The 16,964-nt window shown below is 70.8% G+C and carries 18 protein-coding genes and 2 pseudogenes; 9 read left to right on the top strand and 11 right to left on the bottom strand.

Features of this window, described 5'->3' with window-relative positions; genetic code table 11:
* Nucleotides 1-42: 42 nt before the first annotated feature.
* Complete coding sequence (locus tag ACZ4NT_RS14365) at nt 43-285, top strand: DUF6458 family protein (RefSeq protein WP_121405076.1); 243 nt, start codon at nt 43-45, stop codon at nt 283-285.
* Nucleotides 286-518: 233 nt separating this feature from the next.
* On the opposite strand, the pseudogene ACZ4NT_RS14360 reads toward ACZ4NT_RS14365, so the two are convergent.
* From ACZ4NT_RS14360 to ACZ4NT_RS14350, 3 genes and pseudogenes are all read right to left on the bottom strand, one after another.
* A pseudogene (locus ACZ4NT_RS14360) lies at nt 519-893 on the bottom strand (alkyl hydroperoxide reductase); the annotation flags it as partial.
* 73 nt (nt 894-966) lie between these two features.
* Nucleotides 967-2,514, bottom strand: a complete 1,548-nt coding sequence (locus ACZ4NT_RS14355; RefSeq protein WP_467725424.1) for a recombinase family protein — start codon at nt 2,512-2,514, stop codon at nt 967-969.
* A gap of 45 nt (nt 2,515-2,559) precedes the next feature.
* Nucleotides 2,560-2,691: pseudogene (locus ACZ4NT_RS14350) on the bottom strand (thioredoxin-like domain-containing protein); the annotation flags it as partial.
* A gap of 153 nt (nt 2,692-2,844) precedes the next feature.
* Here ACZ4NT_RS14350 and ACZ4NT_RS14345 point away from each other — a divergent pair.
* Nucleotides 2,845-3,138 (top strand): hypothetical protein, encoded by a 294-nt coding sequence (locus tag ACZ4NT_RS14345; protein ID WP_121405074.1) that lies wholly within the window; start codon nt 2,845-2,847, stop codon nt 3,136-3,138.
* Between the two features lie 173 nt (nt 3,139-3,311).
* A complete protein-coding gene (locus ACZ4NT_RS14340) occupies nt 3,312-3,806 on the top strand; it encodes an LURP-one-related family protein (RefSeq protein WP_121405073.1) in 495 nt (164 codons plus the stop codon).
* Nucleotides 3,807-3,819: 13 nt separating this feature from the next.
* On the opposite strand, the gene ACZ4NT_RS14335 is transcribed toward ACZ4NT_RS14340, so the two are convergent.
* Complete coding sequence (locus ACZ4NT_RS14335) at nt 3,820-4,614, bottom strand: carbon-nitrogen family hydrolase (protein ID WP_121405072.1); 795 nt, start codon at nt 4,612-4,614, stop codon at nt 3,820-3,822.
* A 144-nt stretch (nt 4,615-4,758) separates the two neighbouring features.
* Here ACZ4NT_RS14335 and ACZ4NT_RS14330 point away from each other — a divergent pair, with 144 nt between their 5' ends.
* Nucleotides 4,759-5,583, top strand: a complete 825-nt coding sequence (locus tag ACZ4NT_RS14330; RefSeq protein ID WP_121405071.1) for a maleylpyruvate isomerase family mycothiol-dependent enzyme — start codon at nt 4,759-4,761, stop codon at nt 5,581-5,583.
* A 72-nt stretch (nt 5,584-5,655) separates the two neighbouring features.
* Here the strand turns inward: ACZ4NT_RS14330 and ACZ4NT_RS14325 are convergent, their stop codons facing one another.
* Both ACZ4NT_RS14325 and ACZ4NT_RS14320 read right to left on the bottom strand, forming a co-directional pair.
* Nucleotides 5,656-6,951, bottom strand: coding sequence for an MFS transporter (locus tag ACZ4NT_RS14325; RefSeq protein ID WP_467725421.1), 1,296 nt, complete (start codon nt 6,949-6,951; stop codon nt 5,656-5,658).
* Nucleotides 6,948-7,646, bottom strand: a complete 699-nt coding sequence (locus tag ACZ4NT_RS14320) for a GntR family transcriptional regulator (protein WP_467725420.1) — start codon at nt 7,644-7,646, stop codon at nt 6,948-6,950. The genes ACZ4NT_RS14325 and ACZ4NT_RS14320 overlap by 4 nt, the downstream gene beginning before the upstream one ends.
* A 239-nt stretch (nt 7,647-7,885) precedes the next feature.
* Here ACZ4NT_RS14320 and ACZ4NT_RS14315 point away from each other — a divergent pair, with 239 nt between their 5' ends.
* A complete protein-coding gene (locus tag ACZ4NT_RS14315) occupies nt 7,886-8,731 on the top strand; it encodes a D-alanyl-D-alanine carboxypeptidase family protein (protein WP_467725508.1) in 846 nt (281 codons plus the stop codon).
* 69 nt (nt 8,732-8,800) lie between these two features.
* Here ACZ4NT_RS14315 and ACZ4NT_RS14310 read toward each other — a convergent pair whose 3' ends face one another.
* Nucleotides 8,801-8,983: a DUF397 domain-containing protein gene (locus ACZ4NT_RS14310; RefSeq protein WP_121405068.1), complete on the bottom strand. Its 183-nt coding sequence runs from the start codon at nt 8,981-8,983 to the stop codon at nt 8,801-8,803.
* 5 nt (nt 8,984-8,988) lie between these two features.
* Nucleotides 8,989-9,870 (bottom strand): Scr1 family TA system antitoxin-like transcriptional regulator, encoded by an 882-nt coding sequence (locus tag ACZ4NT_RS14305; RefSeq protein WP_121405067.1) that lies wholly within the window; start codon nt 9,868-9,870, stop codon nt 8,989-8,991.
* 260 nt (nt 9,871-10,130) lie between these two features.
* Here ACZ4NT_RS14305 and ACZ4NT_RS14300 point away from each other — a divergent pair, with 260 nt between their 5' ends.
* Nucleotides 10,131-10,619 carry an ATP-binding protein gene (locus ACZ4NT_RS14300; protein WP_467725418.1) on the top strand — a complete coding sequence of 163 codons (489 nt, stop codon included), beginning with the start codon at nt 10,131-10,133 and terminating at the stop codon, nt 10,617-10,619.
* On the opposite strand, the gene ACZ4NT_RS14295 is transcribed toward ACZ4NT_RS14300, so the two are convergent.
* The 3 genes from ACZ4NT_RS14295 to pdhA are packed head-to-tail and all read right to left on the bottom strand — an operon-like array spanning nt 10,606 to nt 14,215.
* A complete protein-coding gene (locus tag ACZ4NT_RS14295; RefSeq protein ID WP_467725416.1) occupies nt 10,606-12,033 on the bottom strand; it encodes a dihydrolipoamide acetyltransferase family protein in 1,428 nt (475 codons plus the stop codon). The two genes, ACZ4NT_RS14300 and ACZ4NT_RS14295, sit on opposite strands and share 14 nt — an antisense overlap.
* An 11-nt stretch (nt 12,034-12,044) precedes the next feature.
* Nucleotides 12,045-13,025, bottom strand: a complete 981-nt coding sequence (locus tag ACZ4NT_RS14290) for an alpha-ketoacid dehydrogenase subunit beta (RefSeq protein ID WP_121405065.1) — start codon at nt 13,023-13,025, stop codon at nt 12,045-12,047.
* A gap of 2 nt (nt 13,026-13,027) precedes the next feature.
* Nucleotides 13,028-14,215 carry a pyruvate dehydrogenase (acetyl-transferring) E1 component subunit alpha gene (gene pdhA / locus ACZ4NT_RS14285; RefSeq protein WP_121405064.1) on the bottom strand — a complete coding sequence of 396 codons (1,188 nt, stop codon included), beginning with the start codon at nt 14,213-14,215 and terminating at the stop codon, nt 13,028-13,030.
* 368 nt (nt 14,216-14,583) lie between these two features.
* On the opposite strand from pdhA, the gene ACZ4NT_RS14280 reads away from it, so the two are divergent.
* The 3 genes from ACZ4NT_RS14280 (at nt 14,584) to ACZ4NT_RS14270 (ending at nt 16,882) form a co-directional block, all read left to right on the top strand.
* Entirely contained in the window at nt 14,584-15,249 is a 666-nt protein-coding gene (locus ACZ4NT_RS14280; RefSeq protein ID WP_121405063.1) for a response regulator transcription factor, read from the top strand.
* A gap of 113 nt (nt 15,250-15,362) precedes the next feature.
* The gene (locus ACZ4NT_RS14275; protein WP_121405062.1) at nt 15,363-15,761 is read left to right on the top strand and encodes a pyridoxamine 5'-phosphate oxidase family protein; all 399 of its coding nucleotides are present in this window, start codon (nt 15,363-15,365) and stop codon (nt 15,759-15,761) included.
* Nucleotides 15,762-15,850: 89 nt separating this feature from the next.
* Nucleotides 15,851-16,882 (top strand): phosphotransferase, encoded by a 1,032-nt coding sequence (locus ACZ4NT_RS14270; protein WP_121405061.1) that lies wholly within the window; start codon nt 15,851-15,853, stop codon nt 16,880-16,882.
* Nucleotides 16,883-16,964 lie beyond the last annotated feature (82 nt).

The raw sequence follows: 16,964 nt of genomic DNA, 5'->3' as shown, positions 1-16,964 counted from the left end.
TGACCTAAGAGAAGCCGACTCGGCTACAGGAGGCGACACCCAATGGGCCTGGGCGGGTGCATCATTCTGATCGCCACAGGGGCGATCCTCACATTCGCGACCGACTGGGACATGGAAGGGGTCAACCTCGACCTGGTCGGCATCATCCTCATGATCGTCGGTCTGATCGGCGTGGCGACGTTCAGCAGCATCGCCAAGCGCCGCCGCACGGTCGTCCAGCCGACCACTCCGGTGATCAGCGAGGAGCGGCCCCGCGGCGGTTACAACGACGGCTACGGCGCATAGCCGGAAGACCGGCACCGGCCGGCGCCGCGGACAGCTCCCCGGACGTACCGTCCCGCACGGGCGGACGGCCGCCGGGGACCGGGCGCCGCACCGGGCACCCCGACGGCGGTCATGGCAGGACGGGCGCCCGTGTGCGGTAGCGGTAGGCGGGGAGGACGGCATCGGCCGTCCTCCCCGCAGCCGCGACCGGGCCGGGCCGGGCCCGCTCCCGAGCCGCGCCACGGCATGCGCCGTCAGTCCTCGTCGACCTCGTCGGTGAGGACCAACGGCAGCCGCCGCGCGCCCCCTTCGGCGAGACGGACCGGCACGCCCCAGTCCCGCTGGTGGACCCGGCACGCCGGATACGCGTGCGCCGGGTCGCTGTCGCACGACGCGGCCGAGGCGGAGACGTGCAGGACGCCCTCCGGAACGGCCGGGTCGAGCACCAGGTCACGAAAGAGGTCCGTCCCCTCACCGGCACCGCCCGCCAGCAGCTCCGGCGGGGTCGCCGAGACCAGCAGCCGGGAGCCGGGGCCGTACCGCGTGTCCGGCTCCCGACCGGCCGGTGCCCGGAAGGCCACGTCCAACCGGACCCCGCCCGGGGCGAGTTCGGTGACGGTCCGCTGCGTCCCGCGGTCCACACGAGCCGGTCACTTCGTCACCCGTGTCCGCTGCCGGCAGCTGGAGGGGTTACGCCGGTGCTCAGGTGGCGCTGTCGGCACCCAGCTCCGCCCAATGGATCTGGATGCGTTGCTCCGGGATGAATCGCTGTCCGCGCACTCCCTTGGTCACTTCAACCCGGTCTATGGCGAGTGACAACCTGCCGCGCCGGTCTTCGTTCGTCGCCTCAGCCCACGCCTCACGCAGGATGAGTCCGTCGAGCATCGGTGACACGTCCACAGACGGCATGGGCAGCTTACGAAGATCGGTGCCAAGCCCTTCGATGCGCCCCCTCAGGCGCTCTGCAAGCCGGTTGTAGCGCTCCACGGCTGCGGGGCCACTGAACTCACCGCGCACGTATCGCGCGTCCTCCAGATCGGCGAGGCGGGCTTCCTCATCCTGGATCTCAGCAGTAAGCGCATCACGTTTCGCGAAGGTCTCCGGGTCCACGCGGTGCACCCAGCGGTCTGCGATCGCGACAAGCAACGGGTCGTCCGGTTCGAGCGCTGGGAGCTTCGTAAGGAACTGTTCCGTCACATACTGGTCAACCGCTTCCGCCAGCGCCGACGCTCCGATGCACTGGTTGCCCGCGCGGCGAGCCATGCACTGGTAGCTACCTCCCACACGGTGCATCCGGCGACCGCAGCCGGGTACCGCGCAATAGACGAGCCCCGTGAGCAGCGCCGTCCCCTCGGGCTTCGGCCGCCGCTTTCCTGCGTGTACGAACGTCCTGGATTCCAGGGTGCGGATGATCTGTTCACGCTCTCCGACCGTGATGATCCCCTCGCCGATCTCGACGGTGTCCAGAGTCTCGGGATCGCGGTACGGGAAGACCCTGCCCGTGTACTTCCGCTCGCCGTCGTCCGTCTCGACGGTTTCGGTCTCCGGCATCAGGCCGGCGAACGCTGGGGAGCGCAGGAGCTGCATGATGCTCGCCGCGTTCCACTGCCCGCCTCTGGGCGAAAGAATCTCGTACTCGTTGAGAAGTCGGGCGATCTTGACCAGCGACGTTCCTGCAAGCGCTTCATCCGCGATGAGACGGGCGTAAACGGCGTGCTCCGGGTCATGGACGAGCTTCTTGGCCTGCGGGTCGATGAGCAGCCCGTACGGAGGCTGTCCGCCGATCCACTGACCCTTGCTGCGTAGGTATCGCTTGGCATGGCCGACGCGTGTGCCGAGATTCTTCGATTCGGATCGGGCGAGTTCGGCGAGCATCGCCACGACCATGCGTGCCGAGTCGTTCGAAGTGTCGAGACCGTCCACGACGGAGACGAGACGGCCGCCAGCCTTCTCGATGTCGTCCAGCACCTTGCCGACCTGGCCGATGCCCTTGCGGGACAGGCGGTCCAATTTCCAGACGATCAGCGTGCCGACGACGCCCGCCGTCACGGCCGCCAGCGCGGCGTCGAAGCCCTTGCGCTCAACGGTCTTGTAGCCGGAGCGCCCTCTGTCCATGTGGACTTTGCGGACGGTCAGTCCGTTGCGTTCGGCCCAGGCACGGCAGTCTGCTTCCTGCCGTTCGATTGCGGTCTTGCCGTCCCGGTCAAGAGACAGGCGCAGGTACAGGTCACAGATTGTGTCTTGGTGCACACAGTCAGTCTGACGAAGAGTTAGGTGGTCTGTTGTCTATTTTCAGAAATCCAGGACGACCACCCGTCCGCGCAGCTCGGCGAGGCTGTACTGCCTGCCTCCCGTGTTCAGCCAGCCGCCCTTTCCGACCAGCTCGGGGGCGCGGACGCGGACACGGCGCGGTGCGGAGCGGTTCATGGATCAAGGGTGCCATCGGCGCCGGATCCGGCGGCCTCCCCTGTGGAAAAACGGTCACTCTGTGTGCTCGATCTCCTACGGGATGCGCACGGGGCGCCACGGGGAGATGCTCGAAGCAAGCACGCAGGGGGGTCACTGCAAGGGAGCAGTTTCATGGCACGACAGGCCGACGAATCCATGCGCGAACCCGGTATGCGCGACCGCGACGAGATGCGCGACCCCGAGGGCATGCCCGACCGCATGCGCGACCGCGAGAACCGGCGGGACCCCGAGGGCATGCGCAACCGCGAGACGCCGCGCGACCCCGAGGGCATGGAGGACAGGGACCGCAGGGAGCGGCGCGGCTCGGACGCCGGCATGCCCGGCTCCACCCCCCGTGAGCGCGCCCGCGGCGACGAGCGCGCCGCCGAGGACGACGACGAGATGTGGTCGGACGGCTACCGGTAACCGGTGACCGTCAGCGCGGTTCGTGTCGAGCCCCTCGCGGCCCCAGGGCGGCGGGGGGCTCTTCCGTGCCGCCGCCCGCCCGGGCCGGCGGCGCGGCCGCGGAGCGAGACGGGACTCAGCCCGTCGGCCTACCGGCGGCGTTTCGGAGGAGCCGCCGGGGAAGCCCTGAGGACATGAGATACCTCGTACGCGAACGACTGCTCGGCTTCGGTGACGACTACTGGATCGAGGACCAGCACGGCAACAAGGTCTTCCTGGTCGACGGCAAGGCGATGCGGGTGCGCGACACCTTCGAGCTGAAGGACACCCGCGGGCGGGTCCTCGTCGACATCCACCAGAAGATGTTCGCGCTGCGCGACACGATGGTGATCGAGCGGGACGGCGATCCGCTGGCCACCATCAAGCGCAAGCGCCTGTCGCTGCTGCGCAACCACTACCGGGTGTCGCTGGTGGACGGCACCGAGCTCGACGTGAGCGGCAAGATCCTCGACCGCGAGTTCGCCATCGACTACGACAACGAACTGCTCGCGCAGATCTCCCGCCGCTGGCTGCACGTCCGCGAGACCTACGGCGTGGACGTGGTGCGCGACGACGCGGACGCGGCCCTCCTGATCGCCGTGGCGGTGTGCGTGATCCACCTGGCGGAGAAGGAGGGCGAGGACGACTGACGGGCGGCCCGCCTCAGCGGCGGGGTGCGCGCAGGCCCAGCACCCGGTCCTTCAGCGCCGGGAACTGCTCCCGGGTGACGGGCACCTTCCCGGGGTCGAGGTCCACGGTGAGGATCTGCTCGCCGTCGCCCGCCTCGGCGAGCACCTCGCCCCAGGGGTCGACCACGATCGAGTGACCGGCCTGGGGAACTCCCGCATGCGTGCCGCCCGTTCCGCAGGCGAGCACGTACGCCTGGTTCTCGACCGCTCGCGCCCGGGCGAGCAGGGTCCAGTGGGAGCGGCGCCGCTCGGGCCATCCGGCGGGGACGACGAGGGTCTCGGCGCCGGCGTCGACGAGCCCGCGGAAGAGTTCGGGGAAGCGGAGGTCGTAGCAGGTGGCGAGCCCGAGGGTCGTCTCGGGCAGGGGCACGGTGACCAGGTCGGTCCCGGCGCCCATCAGCACGGCCTCGCCCTTGTCGAAGCCGAACCGGTGGATCTTGCGGTAGGAGGCGGCGAGCCCGCCGTCCGGGCCGAGGACGAGCGAGGTGTTGTACAGCGTGCCGTCGGCGGCGCGTTCGGGGATGGAGCCGGCGTGCAGCCACACGCCCGCGTCGCTCGCGGCCTTGGCCATCGCCTCGCGGGTGGGCCCGTCCAGCGTCTCGGCCTCGGTGCCGAACGCCTCGTAGGCGAACGCCCCGGTGGTCCACAGCTCGGGCAGCACGACGAGATCGACTCCGGCCTGATCGCGTACGAGCGAGGCCACCCGCCGCCTGCGCGAATCGACCGATTCGCCCTCGTCTACACCGATCTGGATGAGGGAGGCGCGCACACTACCACCGTCCTGGCATTCGAGCCGTCTTTACGGGCCTACGATCGTCACACGAAAGCACTGCCGGGGTGCCTCACAGCAGCGTAACTTAGCGTTCCAAGACACCCACTGCCCGCGTACCGACCGCCCGAGGGGTCCCGTTCCGTGAGTCTGCATCCCAGTCTTCAGTCCTACGCCGACGCCTGGACCCACTCGATCGACGCGATATCGGAGCTGGTGAACCCCCTTGTGGAGGGCGAGTGGAACCGGCGGACGCCCTGCCCCGGCTGGTCGGTGCGGGACCTCGTGTCGCACGTGATCGGGCTGGACTGCGAGATGCTGGGCGACCCGCGGCCGATCCACACCCTTCCCCGCGACCTGTACCACGTGACGAACGAGCACCAGCGGTACATGGAGATGCAGGTCGACGTGCGGCGCCACCACACGGCGCCGGAGATGACGTCCGAGCTGGAGTACACGGTCATCCGCCGCAACCGCCAGCTCCGGAACGAGTCGCGGACCCCGGACACCAAGGTGCGCGGCCCGCTGGGCACGGAGCCGACCCTGGAAGAGGCCATGCGGTACCGGGCGTTCGACGTGTGGGTGCACGAGCAGGACCTGCGGGCGGCCCTCGGACGGCCGGGCAACCTCGACTCGCCGGGCGCGTTCATCACCCGGGACGAGCTGCTCGCCGCCCTGCCGAAGGTGGTCGCGAAGGACGCGGGCGCCCCGGCCAACTCGGCGGTCGTGTTCGACGTCCACGGGCCCGTCGAGTTCCTGCGCACGGTCCGCATCGACGCGGACGGGCGCGGCTCGATAGACGGCACCCCCTCGCTCGGTCCCGCCGCGACCCTGACGCTGGACTGGGAGACGTACGTCCGGCTGGCCTGCGGGCGGGTCACGGCCGACTACGTCGCGGACCGCATCAAGGTCGAGGGCGATCCGGAACTGAGCGCGGCGATCCTGCGGAACTTCGCGGTCACGCCGTAGCCGTCGGCGCCGTCTCCGCGGCTCGGCGCGGAGGCGGGCACCCTCTCACCGGAGGCGGGCACCTCCGCGTCGCTACGCGGGGACGTGCACCGTCTCCACCCGGCTGGCCACCAGCCGCTCCCGCTCCCGGCGGGCCGCCTGTTCCCGCAGCCGGAAGATCTGGCTGAGCCCGAGCGCCTGGAGCACGAACACCGCCGAGAACGCCACCCGGTAGTTGTCCCCGGTGGCGTCCAGCAGGACGCCGATCGCCAGCAGCGTGGTCATGGAGGCGACGAAGCCGCCCATGTTGGTGATCCCGGATGCGGTCCCCTGCCGCTCGGGCGGGTTGGCGGGCCGGGCGAAGTCGAAGCCGATCATCGAGGCGGGCCCGCAGGCCCCGAGTACGGCGCAGAGCACCACGAGCAGCCACACCGGCGCGTGCTCGCCGGGCCAGGCCAGCGCCGCGGCCCAGGCGGCGGCGGTCGCGGTCACCGTGCCGAGCGCGAGCGGCAGCCGCGCCGCGTGGTGCCGGGCGACGATCTGCCCGTAGACGAGGCCCACGACCATGTTGGACAGGACGACCAGCGTCAGCAGCTCGCCGGCCGAGGCCCGCGACAGCCCCTCGGCCTCGACGAGGAACGGCATGCCCCACAGCAGCAGGAAGACCATGGCGGGGAACTGCGTGGTGAAGTGCACCCAGAGCCCCAGCCGGGTCCCCGGCTCCTGCCAGGAGCGCGCGATCTGGCGCCGCACGTAGGCGGCTCCCCGGTGCGGGAACGGCTCGGGTTCGTGTCCCTCGGGGTGGTCCTTCAGGAAGAGCAGCAGCAGGACCAGGACGACGACCCCGGCGAGCGCGCTGCCCGCGAAGGCCGCCGTCCAGCCGACCCCGTGCAGCAGCCGGGCGATCACGAGCGTCGAGACGAGGTTGCCGGCCATCCCGACCAGGCCCGCCATCTGCGCAACGAGCGGTCCGCGGCGGGCGGGGAACCAGCGGGTGCCGAGCCGCAGCACGCTGATGAAGGTCATCGCGTCGCCGCAGCCGAGCAGCGCGCGCGAGGCGAGCGCCATGCCGTACGAGGGGGAGAAGGCGAAGCCGAGCTGTCCCGCGGTGAACAGCAGGACGCCGATGGTCAGCACCTTCTTGGTGCCGAGCCGGTCGACCAGCAGGCCCACGGGTATCTGCATGCCCGCGTACACGAGGAGCTGGAGGATGGAGAAGCTGGAGAGGGCGGAGGCGTTGACGTGGAAGCGGTCGGCGGCGTCCAGGCCCGCCACGCCCAGCGAGGTGCGGAAGATGACCGCGACGAAGTAGACGGCGACGCCGATGCCCCAGACGGCGACGGCACGCCGGCCTCCGGGCGGGTCCCCGGGCAGGGCCGCGGCGCTCATCGGACCTCGCCCCGGGCCAGGTTGGAGAACCAGCTGACGTGCCGGTGCACGATCTCGACCGCCGCCTCGGCGTCCCCGTCCCGCAGTGCCCGGAGGATCTCCTCGTGCTCGCTGAGCGTCTTGGTGATCCGGTCGGGGTGGGCGTGCATCACCGCGACGCCCATCCGCAACTGCCGGTCGCGCAACTGGTCGTAGAGCCGGGCGAGGATCTCGTTGCCGCCGCTGCGGACGATCTCGGCGTGGAAGCAGCGGTCGGTGACGGCGGCGCCCGCCAGGTCGCCCGCGGCGGCCTGGGCCTTCTGCTGGGCGAGCAGTTCCTCCAGGCGCGCGATGAGCCGCGGCGAGGCCGGTACGGCCTTGCGGGCGGCGTGCTCCTCGACGAGCTGCCGGGTCTCGACGACGTCGGCGATCTCCTGCGCGGAGACGGGCAGGACGAGCGCGCCCTTCTTCGGATAGAGCCGGATCAGCCCCTCGACCTCCAGCCGGAGCAGCGCCTCGCGGACGGGGGTGCGCGAGACCCCCACGGCCTCGGCGAGCTCGCCCTCCGTGAGCAGCGTCCCGCCCTCGTAGTGGCGCTCCAAAACCCCCTGCTTGACGTGCGCGTAGACGCGGTCGGCGGCCGGGGGCGGTTTCACTGCGGGCACGGCGGACGCACTCGCCGCGGCGGGCACGTCGGACACGGGGGCGACAGGCATGCGCACAGCATAGATACAACACGTACGCATGGTCGCGTCCCGTCCGGATCGCGGACACCACTCGGCAGGATGAGAAATCGGCCCCCGCCGGGTGTGCGCACAACTTTCCGTGCTACTCAGGTGTCAGACGAGAAGCGGTGCTCCCATGTGACCGCACTCCAGGGGCATTTAACGTATTCGGGGTACTCAACTTGATAACCGGCATTAAGGGCGCACGCGTTCGCCGCGCTGTCGCCGTGATGATGACGACCGGCGCCGTGGTCGCGACCGGGGCCCTCAGTGCGGCTCCGGCACAGGCCGTCGCCACACCCACGATCGTCGCCAAGGGCGGCTACGTGATGAACGACGCCACCGGCAAGAGCCTGTTCACCAAGGCCGCGGACACCAAGCGGTCCACGGGATCCACCACAAAGATCATGACCGCCAAGGTCGTGCTCTCCCAGTCGAACCTGAACCTGGACTCCAAGGTCACGATCCAGAAGGCCTACAGCGACTACATCGTCGCCAACAACGCCTCCTCGGCCCGTCTGATCGTCGGGGACAAGGTCACGGTCCGCCAGCTCCTGTACGGGCTGATGCTGCCGTCCGGCTGCGACGCCGCGTACGCGCTCGCCGACAAGTTCGGCAGCGGCTCGACCCGTTCGGCTCGCGTCAAGTCGTTCATAGGCAAGATGAACACCACGGCGCGCAGCCTGGGCCTGACGAACACGCACTTCGACTCGTTCGACGGCATCGGCCACGGTTCCAACTACTCGACGCCGCGCGACCTCACGAAGCTCGCGAGCAGCGCGATGAAGAGTGCCACGTTCCGTTCGGTCGTGAAGACCAAGTCGACCCAGCAGAAGGTGACCACCAAGAGCGGTGGCTACCGCTACATGAACTGGTCGAACACGAACAACCTGCTCAGCGAGTACAGCGGCACCATCGGCGTGAAGACGGGCTCGGGCCCGGAGGCGAAGTACTGCCTCGTCTTCGCCGCCACCCGCAACGGCAAGACGGTCATCGGTACGGTCCTCGCCTCGTCGTCGGTCGCCAACCGCACGGCGGACGCGAAGAAGCTGATGACCTACGGCTTCTCCCGGTAGGCGTCCTCCTGAGGGACTTCAGCCGGCGCGTGGAGGCCGGCCGCATCCGCGGCCGGCCTCTTCGCTTCGCTACCGGCCCGCGTGCGCCGTGAACGCCGCCCAGGCGCCCGGCGCGAGCCGGAGGACGGGCCCGCCGGGCACCTTGGAGTCCCGGACGGCGACGACGCCGGGGAGATTGCGGGCGACTTCGACGCACTCCTGACCGGCATTGCCCCCGCTGTGGCTGGACTTGACGAACTCGTATGCGGTCACGCCTGCTACATCTCCTTCAGGATCCCGTCGACCAGCCCGACCGAGTTCCGCTGCGCGAGGCTCAGTCGCGTGATGCGGTCGAACAACCCGTTGTGGCGTTCGGCATCAGTATCGCTCTCCAGCCAGAGGGTCGACGAGGTGGTGTCCAGGTGGACCACGTCCAGCGCGCCCGGGTCCGCGAAGGAGACGATGGTGAAGGCGCTGGTCATCCCGGGGTGGGCGCCGGCGAGATACGGCAGCACCTGAAGTTTCACGTTGGGCTGCCGGGCCATGTCCAGCAGGTGCCCGAGCTGCTCCCGCATGACGGCCCGTCCGCCGACGAGTTGGCGCAGGGCACCTTCGTGCACGACTGCCCACAGCTCCAGCGGGCGCTCCCCACCCAGTCGCGCCTGCCGCGCCATCCGGGACTCGACGAACGGCTCGATCTCATCCGGATCCTCCCAGTGCCCGTTGCCGACGGCGAGCGCGCGAGCGTAGTCGGGCGTCTGCAACAGGCCCGGAACGACGGCCAGTTGCCAGGTGCGCACCGTGGTGGCGATGTCTTCGAGGGCCACGTACTCGACCATCGCCTGCAACTGGGGGTACTGGTTCCACCAGCCGCGCGCCTTCCGGCGCTCGCGGTCCGCCTTGGCCAGCGCCAGCAGGCGGTCGACCGCCGACTCGTCCGTCTCCCCGTACAGGTGGCACAGCGCCCGGACGTCCGGATCCCGCATCGGCACCTGGCCGCGCTCGATCTTCGCGACCTTCGGGGCGGACGCGGTGAGCGCCTCGGCGGCCTCGGCCTGGCGCAGTCCGCGCTCCTCCCGCATGCGCAGGAGTTCACCTCCCAGCCGTCGCCCGAGCACCGTCGACACCGTTCGCCCGCGCTCGGGGTCCTTGCCTGCCATCTCGCGTCCCTCCGGGTGAGTGGCCCCAGTCTGGAGGCGTCGATCCGCACGGCACAACCGGGACAGAATTATTTCTGCCCGATTGGGTTGCTGCACGCCCCGCGTCGCCGCTACCGTCAGTGTTCAATCGCCCACGCAGTGGTACCAGTTGGCGGAAGTGCACCGTGCTGCCCGTTCCGGGGTGTGTACGGCCGAGCCACCTCCCCCCACCCACCTGGACGCCGCCCGGGCACCGGCCCCGCACGAGGAGGTGCGCGTCCATGTACGGACCCTGCGACCCGGATCGCCACGCCCCCAGCCGCTACGACGCCGTCAGCTACACCCCGTATCCCCACAACGTTCCGCCGGCCCGCAGACGCGTGGCGCGGCTCGCCGTCGAGTGGGGTCATCCCGGCGTCGCCGGCGACGCCGCACTCGTCGCCGCCGAGTTGTGCACGAACGCTCTGCTCCACGGCTGCCTGCGGGACCGCCTGTTCCGCGTGGAGACCTCCCTCACCGGGCCCGTGCTGCGCATCGCGGTGACGGACCCGAGGGGTGAACGCCTGCCGCGGCTCCGGGCGGCGCAGGAGGACGACCGGTTCGGGCGGGGGCTGCTGATCGTCGGCCTGCTCGCCAGCCGGTGGGCGGTGGAGAGACTGCCCGTGGGCAAGACGGTGTGGGCGGAGCTGGACGTCCGGAACGACACACGGGACCGCCCCCGTGAGGAGGCGGTCCCGTGTCGGTGTGCGCTCGGGCCTACGCCCAGGTGATCAGCCGCTTGGGCTGCTCCAGGATCGCGGCCACGTCGGCCAGGACCTTGGAGCCCAGCTCGCCGTCGACCAGGCGGTGGTCGAAGGAGAGGGCCAGCGTGGTGACCTGGCGGGGCTTGACCTTGCCCTTGTGGACCCACGGCTGGAGCTTGATCGCACCGACCGCGAGGATCGCGGACTCGCCGGGGTTGAGGATCGGCGTGCCCGTGTCGACGCCGAAGACGCCGACGTTCGTGATCGTGACCGTGCCGCCCTGCATCGCCGCCGGGGAGGTCTTGCCCTCGCGGGCCGTGGCGACCAGCTCGCCGAGGGACTCGGCCAGTTGCGGCAGGGTCTTGGCGTGGGCGTCCTTGATGTTCGGGACGATCAGGCCGCGCGGCGTGGCCGCGGCGATGCCCAGGTTCACGTAGTGCTTGCGCACGATCTCCTGGTTGGCCTCGTCCCAGGACGCGTTCACGTCCGGGTTGCGCTTGATGGCGACCAGCAGGGCCTTGGCGATGAGCAGCAGCGGGTTCACCCGCAGCCCCGCCATCTCCTTGTCCTGCTTGAGCTCCTCGACCAGCTTCAGCGTGCGCGTCACGTCGACGGTGACGAACTCCGTCACGTGCGGCGCGGTGAACGCGGAGCCGACCATCGCCTGCGCGGTGGCCTTGCGGACGCCCTTGACGGGGATCCGGGTCTCGCGGGCACCGTCGTAGGTCGCCACGGGCGCCGGGGCGGCGGCCGGGGCCGGGGCCTCGGTCACGGCCGGGGCGGCCACGGGCTCCGCCGCCGGCGCCACCGCCGCGTGCACGTCCTCGCGCGTGATGATCCCGTCGGGGCCCGACGGGGTGATCGTCGCGAGGTCCACGCCGAGGTCCTTGGCGAGCTTGCGGACGGGCGGCTTGGCCAGCGGGCGCTGCCCGCCGTGTCCGTTCAGCTCGGCCTGGACCGCGGCGGCCGCACGGTTCTCGCCGGCCGGGGCCTCAGTCCTGGGCTCCGCTCCCTTGCGGGGGCGGCGCTTGGTGGAGGCCTCGGCGACCCCGTACCCGACGAGGACCGGCTTGCGGCCCTCGGACTTGGCCTCCTCGGCGACCGGCGCGGCCGGGGCCACGGGTGCCGCGGGGGCTTCCGCGACGGGAGCCTCGGGCGCCGGGGCGCCGGCACCGCCGGACACGTCCACCGAGATGATGACCTGGCCGACGTCCACCGTCGTCCCCTCGGGGAAACGGAGTTCGCTCACCACGCCGTCGTACGGAATGGGCAGTTCGACCGCGGCCTTGGCGGTCTCGACCTCGCAGACGACCTGGCCGTCGGTGACCTGGTCACCGGGCTGGACGTACCACTTGAGGATCTCGGCCTCGGTGAGTCCCTCGCCCACGTCGGGCATCTTGAACTCGCGGAGGCCGGAGGCGGTCTCTGTCATCGTCGTCACGACCCTCTCCCTCAGTACGCCAGCGAGCGGTCGACGGCGTCGAGCACCCGGTCGAGGCCCGGCAGGTACTCGTCCTCCAGGCGCGCCGGCGGATACGGGGCGTGATAGCCGCCGACCCGCAGGACGGGCGCCTCCAGGTGGTAGAAGCACCGCTCCGTGATGCGGGCGGCGATCTCCGCGCCCGTGCCCAGGAACACCGGGGCCTCGTGGACCACCACGAGCCGCCGGGTCTTCTCCACGGAGGCCTGGACGGTGTCGAAGTCGATCGGCGACATGGAGCGCAGGTCGACGACCTCCAGGGACTTGCCCTCCTCCTGGGCCGCGTCGGCGACCTCCTGGCAGACCTTCACCATGGGGCCGTACGCCACCAGCGTCAGATCGCTGCCCTCACGGACCACCCGCGCCTTGTGCAGCGGCCCGGGGATCGCGCTCGTGTTGACCTCGGCCTTGTCCCAGTAGCGGCGCTTCGGCTCGAAGAAGATCACCGGGTCGTCGCTCTGGATGGCCTGCTGCATCATCCAGTAGGCGTCCGAGGCGTTCGACGGGGAGACCACCTTCAGGCCCGCCACGTGCGCGAAGAGCGCCTCGGGGGACTCGGAGTGGTGCTCGACGGCACCGATGCCGCCGCCGTACGGGATACGGACGACGACGGGGAGCTTGATCTTGCCGAGCGCCCGCGCGTGCATCTTCGCGAGCTGCGTGACGATCTGGTCGTACGCGGGGAAGACGAAGCCGTCGAACTGGATCTCCACCACGGGCCGGTAGCCGCGCAGCGCGAGACCGATCGCGGTGCCGACGATGCCCGACTCGGCGAGCGGGGTGTCGATGACCCGGTCCTCGCCGAAGTCCTTCTGCAGACCGTCGGTGACCCGGAAGACACCGCCGAGCTTGCCGACGTCCTCGCCCATGATCAGGACCTTGGGGTCGGTGTCGAGGGCCGTGCGCAGCGACTCGTTGATCGCCTTGGCCAGCGCCATCTTTTCTGCTGCCATCGCTACTTGCCCTCCCCTTCATCGGCGAACGACGCCTGGTAGGCGGCGAACTGTGCCCGCTCCTCGTCGACGAGCGCGTGCCCGTCCGCGTACGCGTTCTCGAAGATCGCGAAGTGGTCCGGGTCCGGCATGGCACGCACCACGTCGCGCACCCGCTTGCCCAACGCCTCGCTCTCCGTTTCGAGTTCCGCGAAGAACGCCTCGTCGGCGTGGCCCGCGGCCTCGAGGTAGGCGCGCAGGCGCAGGATCGGGTCCTTCGCCTCCCACGCCTCGCGCTCCTCGTCGGCCCGGTACTTGGTCGGGTCGTCGGACGTGGTGTGCGCGCCCATGCGGTACGTGTACGCCTCCACCAGGGTGGGGCCCTCGCCGTTGCGGGCCCGCTCCAGGGCCCACTTGGTGACCGCCAGGCAGGCGAGGACGTCGTTGCCGTCCACGCGGACGCCCGGGAAGCCGTAGCCCTGCGCGCGCTGGTAGAGCGGGACGCGGGTCTGCTTCTCGGTCGGCTCGGAGATCGCCCACTGGTTGTTCTGGCAGAAGAACACGACGGGGGCGTTGTAGACCGCGGAGAAGGTGAAGGACTCGGCGACGTCGCCCTGGCTGGAGGCGCCGTCCCCGAAGTAGGCGATCACGGCCGAGTCGGCGCCGTCCTTGGCGATGCCCATGGCATAGCCGGTGGCGTGCAGCGTCTGCGAGCCGATGACGATCGTGTACAGGTGGAAGTTGTTGCTGTTCGGGTCCCAGCCGCCGTTGTTCACGCCGCGGAACATGCCGAGCAGGTTCGTCGGGTCCACGCCGCGGCACCAGGCGACGCCGTGCTCCCGATAGGTCGGGAAGACGTAGTCGTCGTCCCGGGTGGCCCGGCCGGAGCCGATCTGTGCGGCCTCCTGACCGAGCATCGAGGCCCACAGGCCCAGCTCGCCCTGGCGCTGCAGCGAGGTGGCCTCGGCGTCGAAGCGACGGCTCAGCACCATGTCCCGGTACAGGCCGCGCAGCTCGTCCGGGGTGATGTCGGCGACGTACGCGTCGTACGTCGCGTCCTTGACCCGCTTGCCTTCCGGGGTCAGCAGCTGGACGAGTTCGGGCTCGGCGCCCGGGGCCGCCTTGGCGGCCGCGCCGGCGCGCTTGCTCGCGGCGGTCTTCGTACCGGCGCTGCGTCGCGGCTTGCGCGCGGCAGTGCTCTCCACGGTCACGTGTGCTCCTCCGTCGGTCCGGCCCCCGGGGTTGCCGGGTGGCCAGTGCGGCTCGCCTGATCCCGATCCCGTGCACGGGGTGGGTGCCACTCGGCCGGGAACAGACGTGACAGGTGCCCCGGCGAGCGCCCTGCAATATGCACGTTACCCAGTGCTCCACATTTCTGTGAAACCCCGCCTGACCTGCGATTTTGCTTGGATTTCCAAGTACTTTGTACTCGGTCTCCCAGGAACGTCGCTTGAGTCGGGGACATGCGCTGGTCACAGCCTTGCAGGGGGCCGGAACACGGGCACGTTATCCCGGTCACCCCGGGGACGGGAAGACTTGACCTCAAGCGGTTATCCGGACCCTGTGTGAAACTGACCCCGTGCACGAAGACGGGAAAATCACCGTATTTCTCCTCGACGACCACGAGGTGGTGCGCCGGGGCGTCCATGAACTGCTGTCGGTGGAGCCCGACATCCAGGTGGTCGGCGAGGCCGGGACGGCCGCCGACGCGCTGGTGCGGATTCCGGCCACCCGCCCGGACGTCGCGGTGCTGGACGTGCGGCTCCCGGACGGCAGCGGCGTGGAGGTGTGCCGCGAGATCCGCTCGCAGGACGAGGGCGTCAAATGCCTCATGCTGACGTCCTACGCCGACGACGAGGCCCTTTTCGAGGCGATCATGGCGGGCGCCTCGGGTTACGTCCTCAAGGCCATCCGGGGCAACGAACTGCTCACGGCCGTCCGGGACGTCGCGGCCGGAAAGTCCCTGCTCGACCCGGTCGCCACGGCCCGGGTACTGGAGCGGCTGCGCGACGGCGGCGGCCCGAAGAGCGACGACCGGCTCGCGCACCTCACCGACCAGGAACGCAGGATTCTCGACCTGATCGGCGAGGGGCTCACCAACCGCGCGATCGGCGAAAGGCTCCATCTCGCGGAGAAGACGATCAAGAATTACGTGTCCAGTCTGCTGTCGAAACTCGGCATGGAACGCCGTTCCCAGGCGGCCGCCTATGTGGCCCGCCTGCAGGCGGAGAATCAGCAGCGCTGACCGCACCACGGAGAATCAGCCGTACCGGCGGCACCCATTCGGGACTTTCGTCCCTCCTTCCCGGGGCGAGCGGCTCTTTTTCCCGGTGCCGCCCGTGCCGGACATTGAGGGGCATGCCCACCGACGAACAACTCGCCGTGGACCTCCTCGGCCGGGTCGCCCACGGCCGCGCGGCCACCAGCGTGCGCGCGCTGCCCGCTCTCGCCCTCGCCCGCCACGTCGTGGCGGACGGCCGCGTCCTGCTGCGCATGCACCGGGGCCAGGGACACCATCTCGCCCGCAGCGGGGGCGTCGTCGCGTACGGCTCCGACAACCTCGGCTCCGCCGGTCCCGGCGAGAGCGTGTGGTCCGCCCAGATCGTCGGCCCCTGCGAGCGCATCGAGCCGACCCCGGCCCAGCGGGAGCTCTTCGGACCCGGGCCGCGGTGCGTGGACGGCGAGCCCTTCGACCCGGTCCATCTGGTGATCGAGCCCCGGTTCGCCACCGTGCACACCACCGACGGTGGCCTGTAACGGCGATTCCGGCACGTCCTGTGACCGAAGACGACTGTGTGTGACAAGCGCGAGGTCAGCGCCCCGGCTCGTGCCCTAGCATCTGGCGCGTGCCGCGCTCATCTGTACCACCCCCTGCACCTCATGCGCCCCCCTTGGGTGCTCTGCTGCGCCGCTACGCCGCCGGGTCCGCGCTGACCTGCGAGCCCGTCGACCAGGGCCTGCTCAACCGCGGCTACCGGCTGCGCACCACACGCGGCCGGTACTTCCTGAAGCACCACTTCGACCCCGAGACCGCCGACCCCGCCGCGATCGTCCGGCAGCACCGCGCCACCCAGCGCCTCGCGGACCTCGGTGTCCCCGTCGCCCCGCCGCTGGCGGGCACCGACGGCCGTACGGTGGCGGTCGTCGGCGGGCACACCTGGGCCCTGCATCCCTGGATCGACGGCGGCCACCGGCACGGCGGCCAGCTGACCGAGGAGGAGTGCCGGCGGCTGGGCGCGCTCCTCGGCGTCGTGCACGCCTCCCTGGAGCGGGTGATGCCGCCGGACCGCCGGGGACCGGCGAAGCCCGCGGACGGCGCCGATCCCGCGCGGACCCTCGCCCTCATCGACGACCTGCTCGCGCACGTACACCGCCACCACCCCCCGGACGCCTTCGACGAACTGGCCCGGCACCGGCTGCTCGAACGGCGGGTCCTCCTGGAGGAGCACGCCGGCCGGAGGCCCCCGCGGGGCGGCTCGGTGGGGTGGGTGCACGGCGACTTCCACCCGTTCAACCTGCTCTACCGGGACGGCGAGCCGGCGGCGATCGTCGACTGGGACAGACTGGGCGTCCAGCCGCGTGCGGAGGAGGCGGTCCGCGCCGCGGTGATCTTCTTCGTCCGCCCGGTCGGCACCCTGGACCTGGCGAAGGTGCGGGCCTACGCGCGCGCGTACCGGCGCTCCGCGGGCGCCTCCCCGGCCGAGCTCACGGCCGCCGTCCACCGCGTCTGGTGGGAGCGCCTCAACGACTTCTGGATACTGCGCTGGCACTACGAGCGCGGCGACACCCGCGCCGACCCGCAGTTCCCCGCGGCCTCCGCGCTGGTGGTGTGGTGGACCCGGGAGTACGACGCGGTGCGCGAGGCGTTCGCGGGGTGAGCCGCGGGCCCCGGCCCGCCGGGGGTGCCGCGGAAACGCCACGCGCGCGTGGGGCCCCGCCTCCGGGGCTCCACGCGCGCGT

The organism is Streptomyces sp. NPDC026417 (assembly GCF_055567695.1).
The sequence above is the reverse complement of the archived record's forward strand: the minus strand, read 5'-3'. Positions and strand labels throughout refer to the sequence as shown.

Bases quoted from the DNA above. Each gene is read 5' to 3' on its own strand.
- ACZ4NT_RS14365 (WP_121405076.1), top strand. From the start codon at position 43: ATGGGCCTGGGCGGGTGCATCATTCTGATCGCCACAGGGGCGATCCTC.
- ACZ4NT_RS14345 (WP_121405074.1), top strand. From the start codon at position 2,845: ATGGCACGACAGGCCGACGAATCCATGCGCGAACCCGGTATGCGCGAC.
- ACZ4NT_RS14340 (WP_121405073.1), top strand. From the start codon at position 3,312: ATGAGATACCTCGTACGCGAACGACTGCTCGGCTTCGGTGACGACTAC.
- ACZ4NT_RS14325 (WP_467725421.1), bottom strand. From the start codon at position 6,951: ATGAGCGCCGCGGCCCTGCCCGGGGACCCGCCCGGAGGCCGGCGTGCC.
- ACZ4NT_RS14320 (WP_467725420.1), bottom strand. From the start codon at position 7,646: ATGCCTGTCGCCCCCGTGTCCGACGTGCCCGCCGCGGCGAGTGCGTCC.
- ACZ4NT_RS14315 (WP_467725508.1), top strand. From the start codon at position 7,886: ATGATGACGACCGGCGCCGTGGTCGCGACCGGGGCCCTCAGTGCGGCT.
- ACZ4NT_RS14305 (WP_121405067.1), bottom strand. From the start codon at position 9,870: ATGGCAGGCAAGGACCCCGAGCGCGGGCGAACGGTGTCGACGGTGCTC.
- ACZ4NT_RS14300 (WP_467725418.1), top strand. From the start codon at position 10,131: ATGTACGGACCCTGCGACCCGGATCGCCACGCCCCCAGCCGCTACGAC.
- ACZ4NT_RS14290 (WP_121405065.1), bottom strand. From the start codon at position 13,025: ATGGCAGCAGAAAAGATGGCGCTGGCCAAGGCGATCAACGAGTCGCTG.
- ACZ4NT_RS14275 (WP_121405062.1), top strand. From the start codon at position 15,363: ATGCCCACCGACGAACAACTCGCCGTGGACCTCCTCGGCCGGGTCGCC.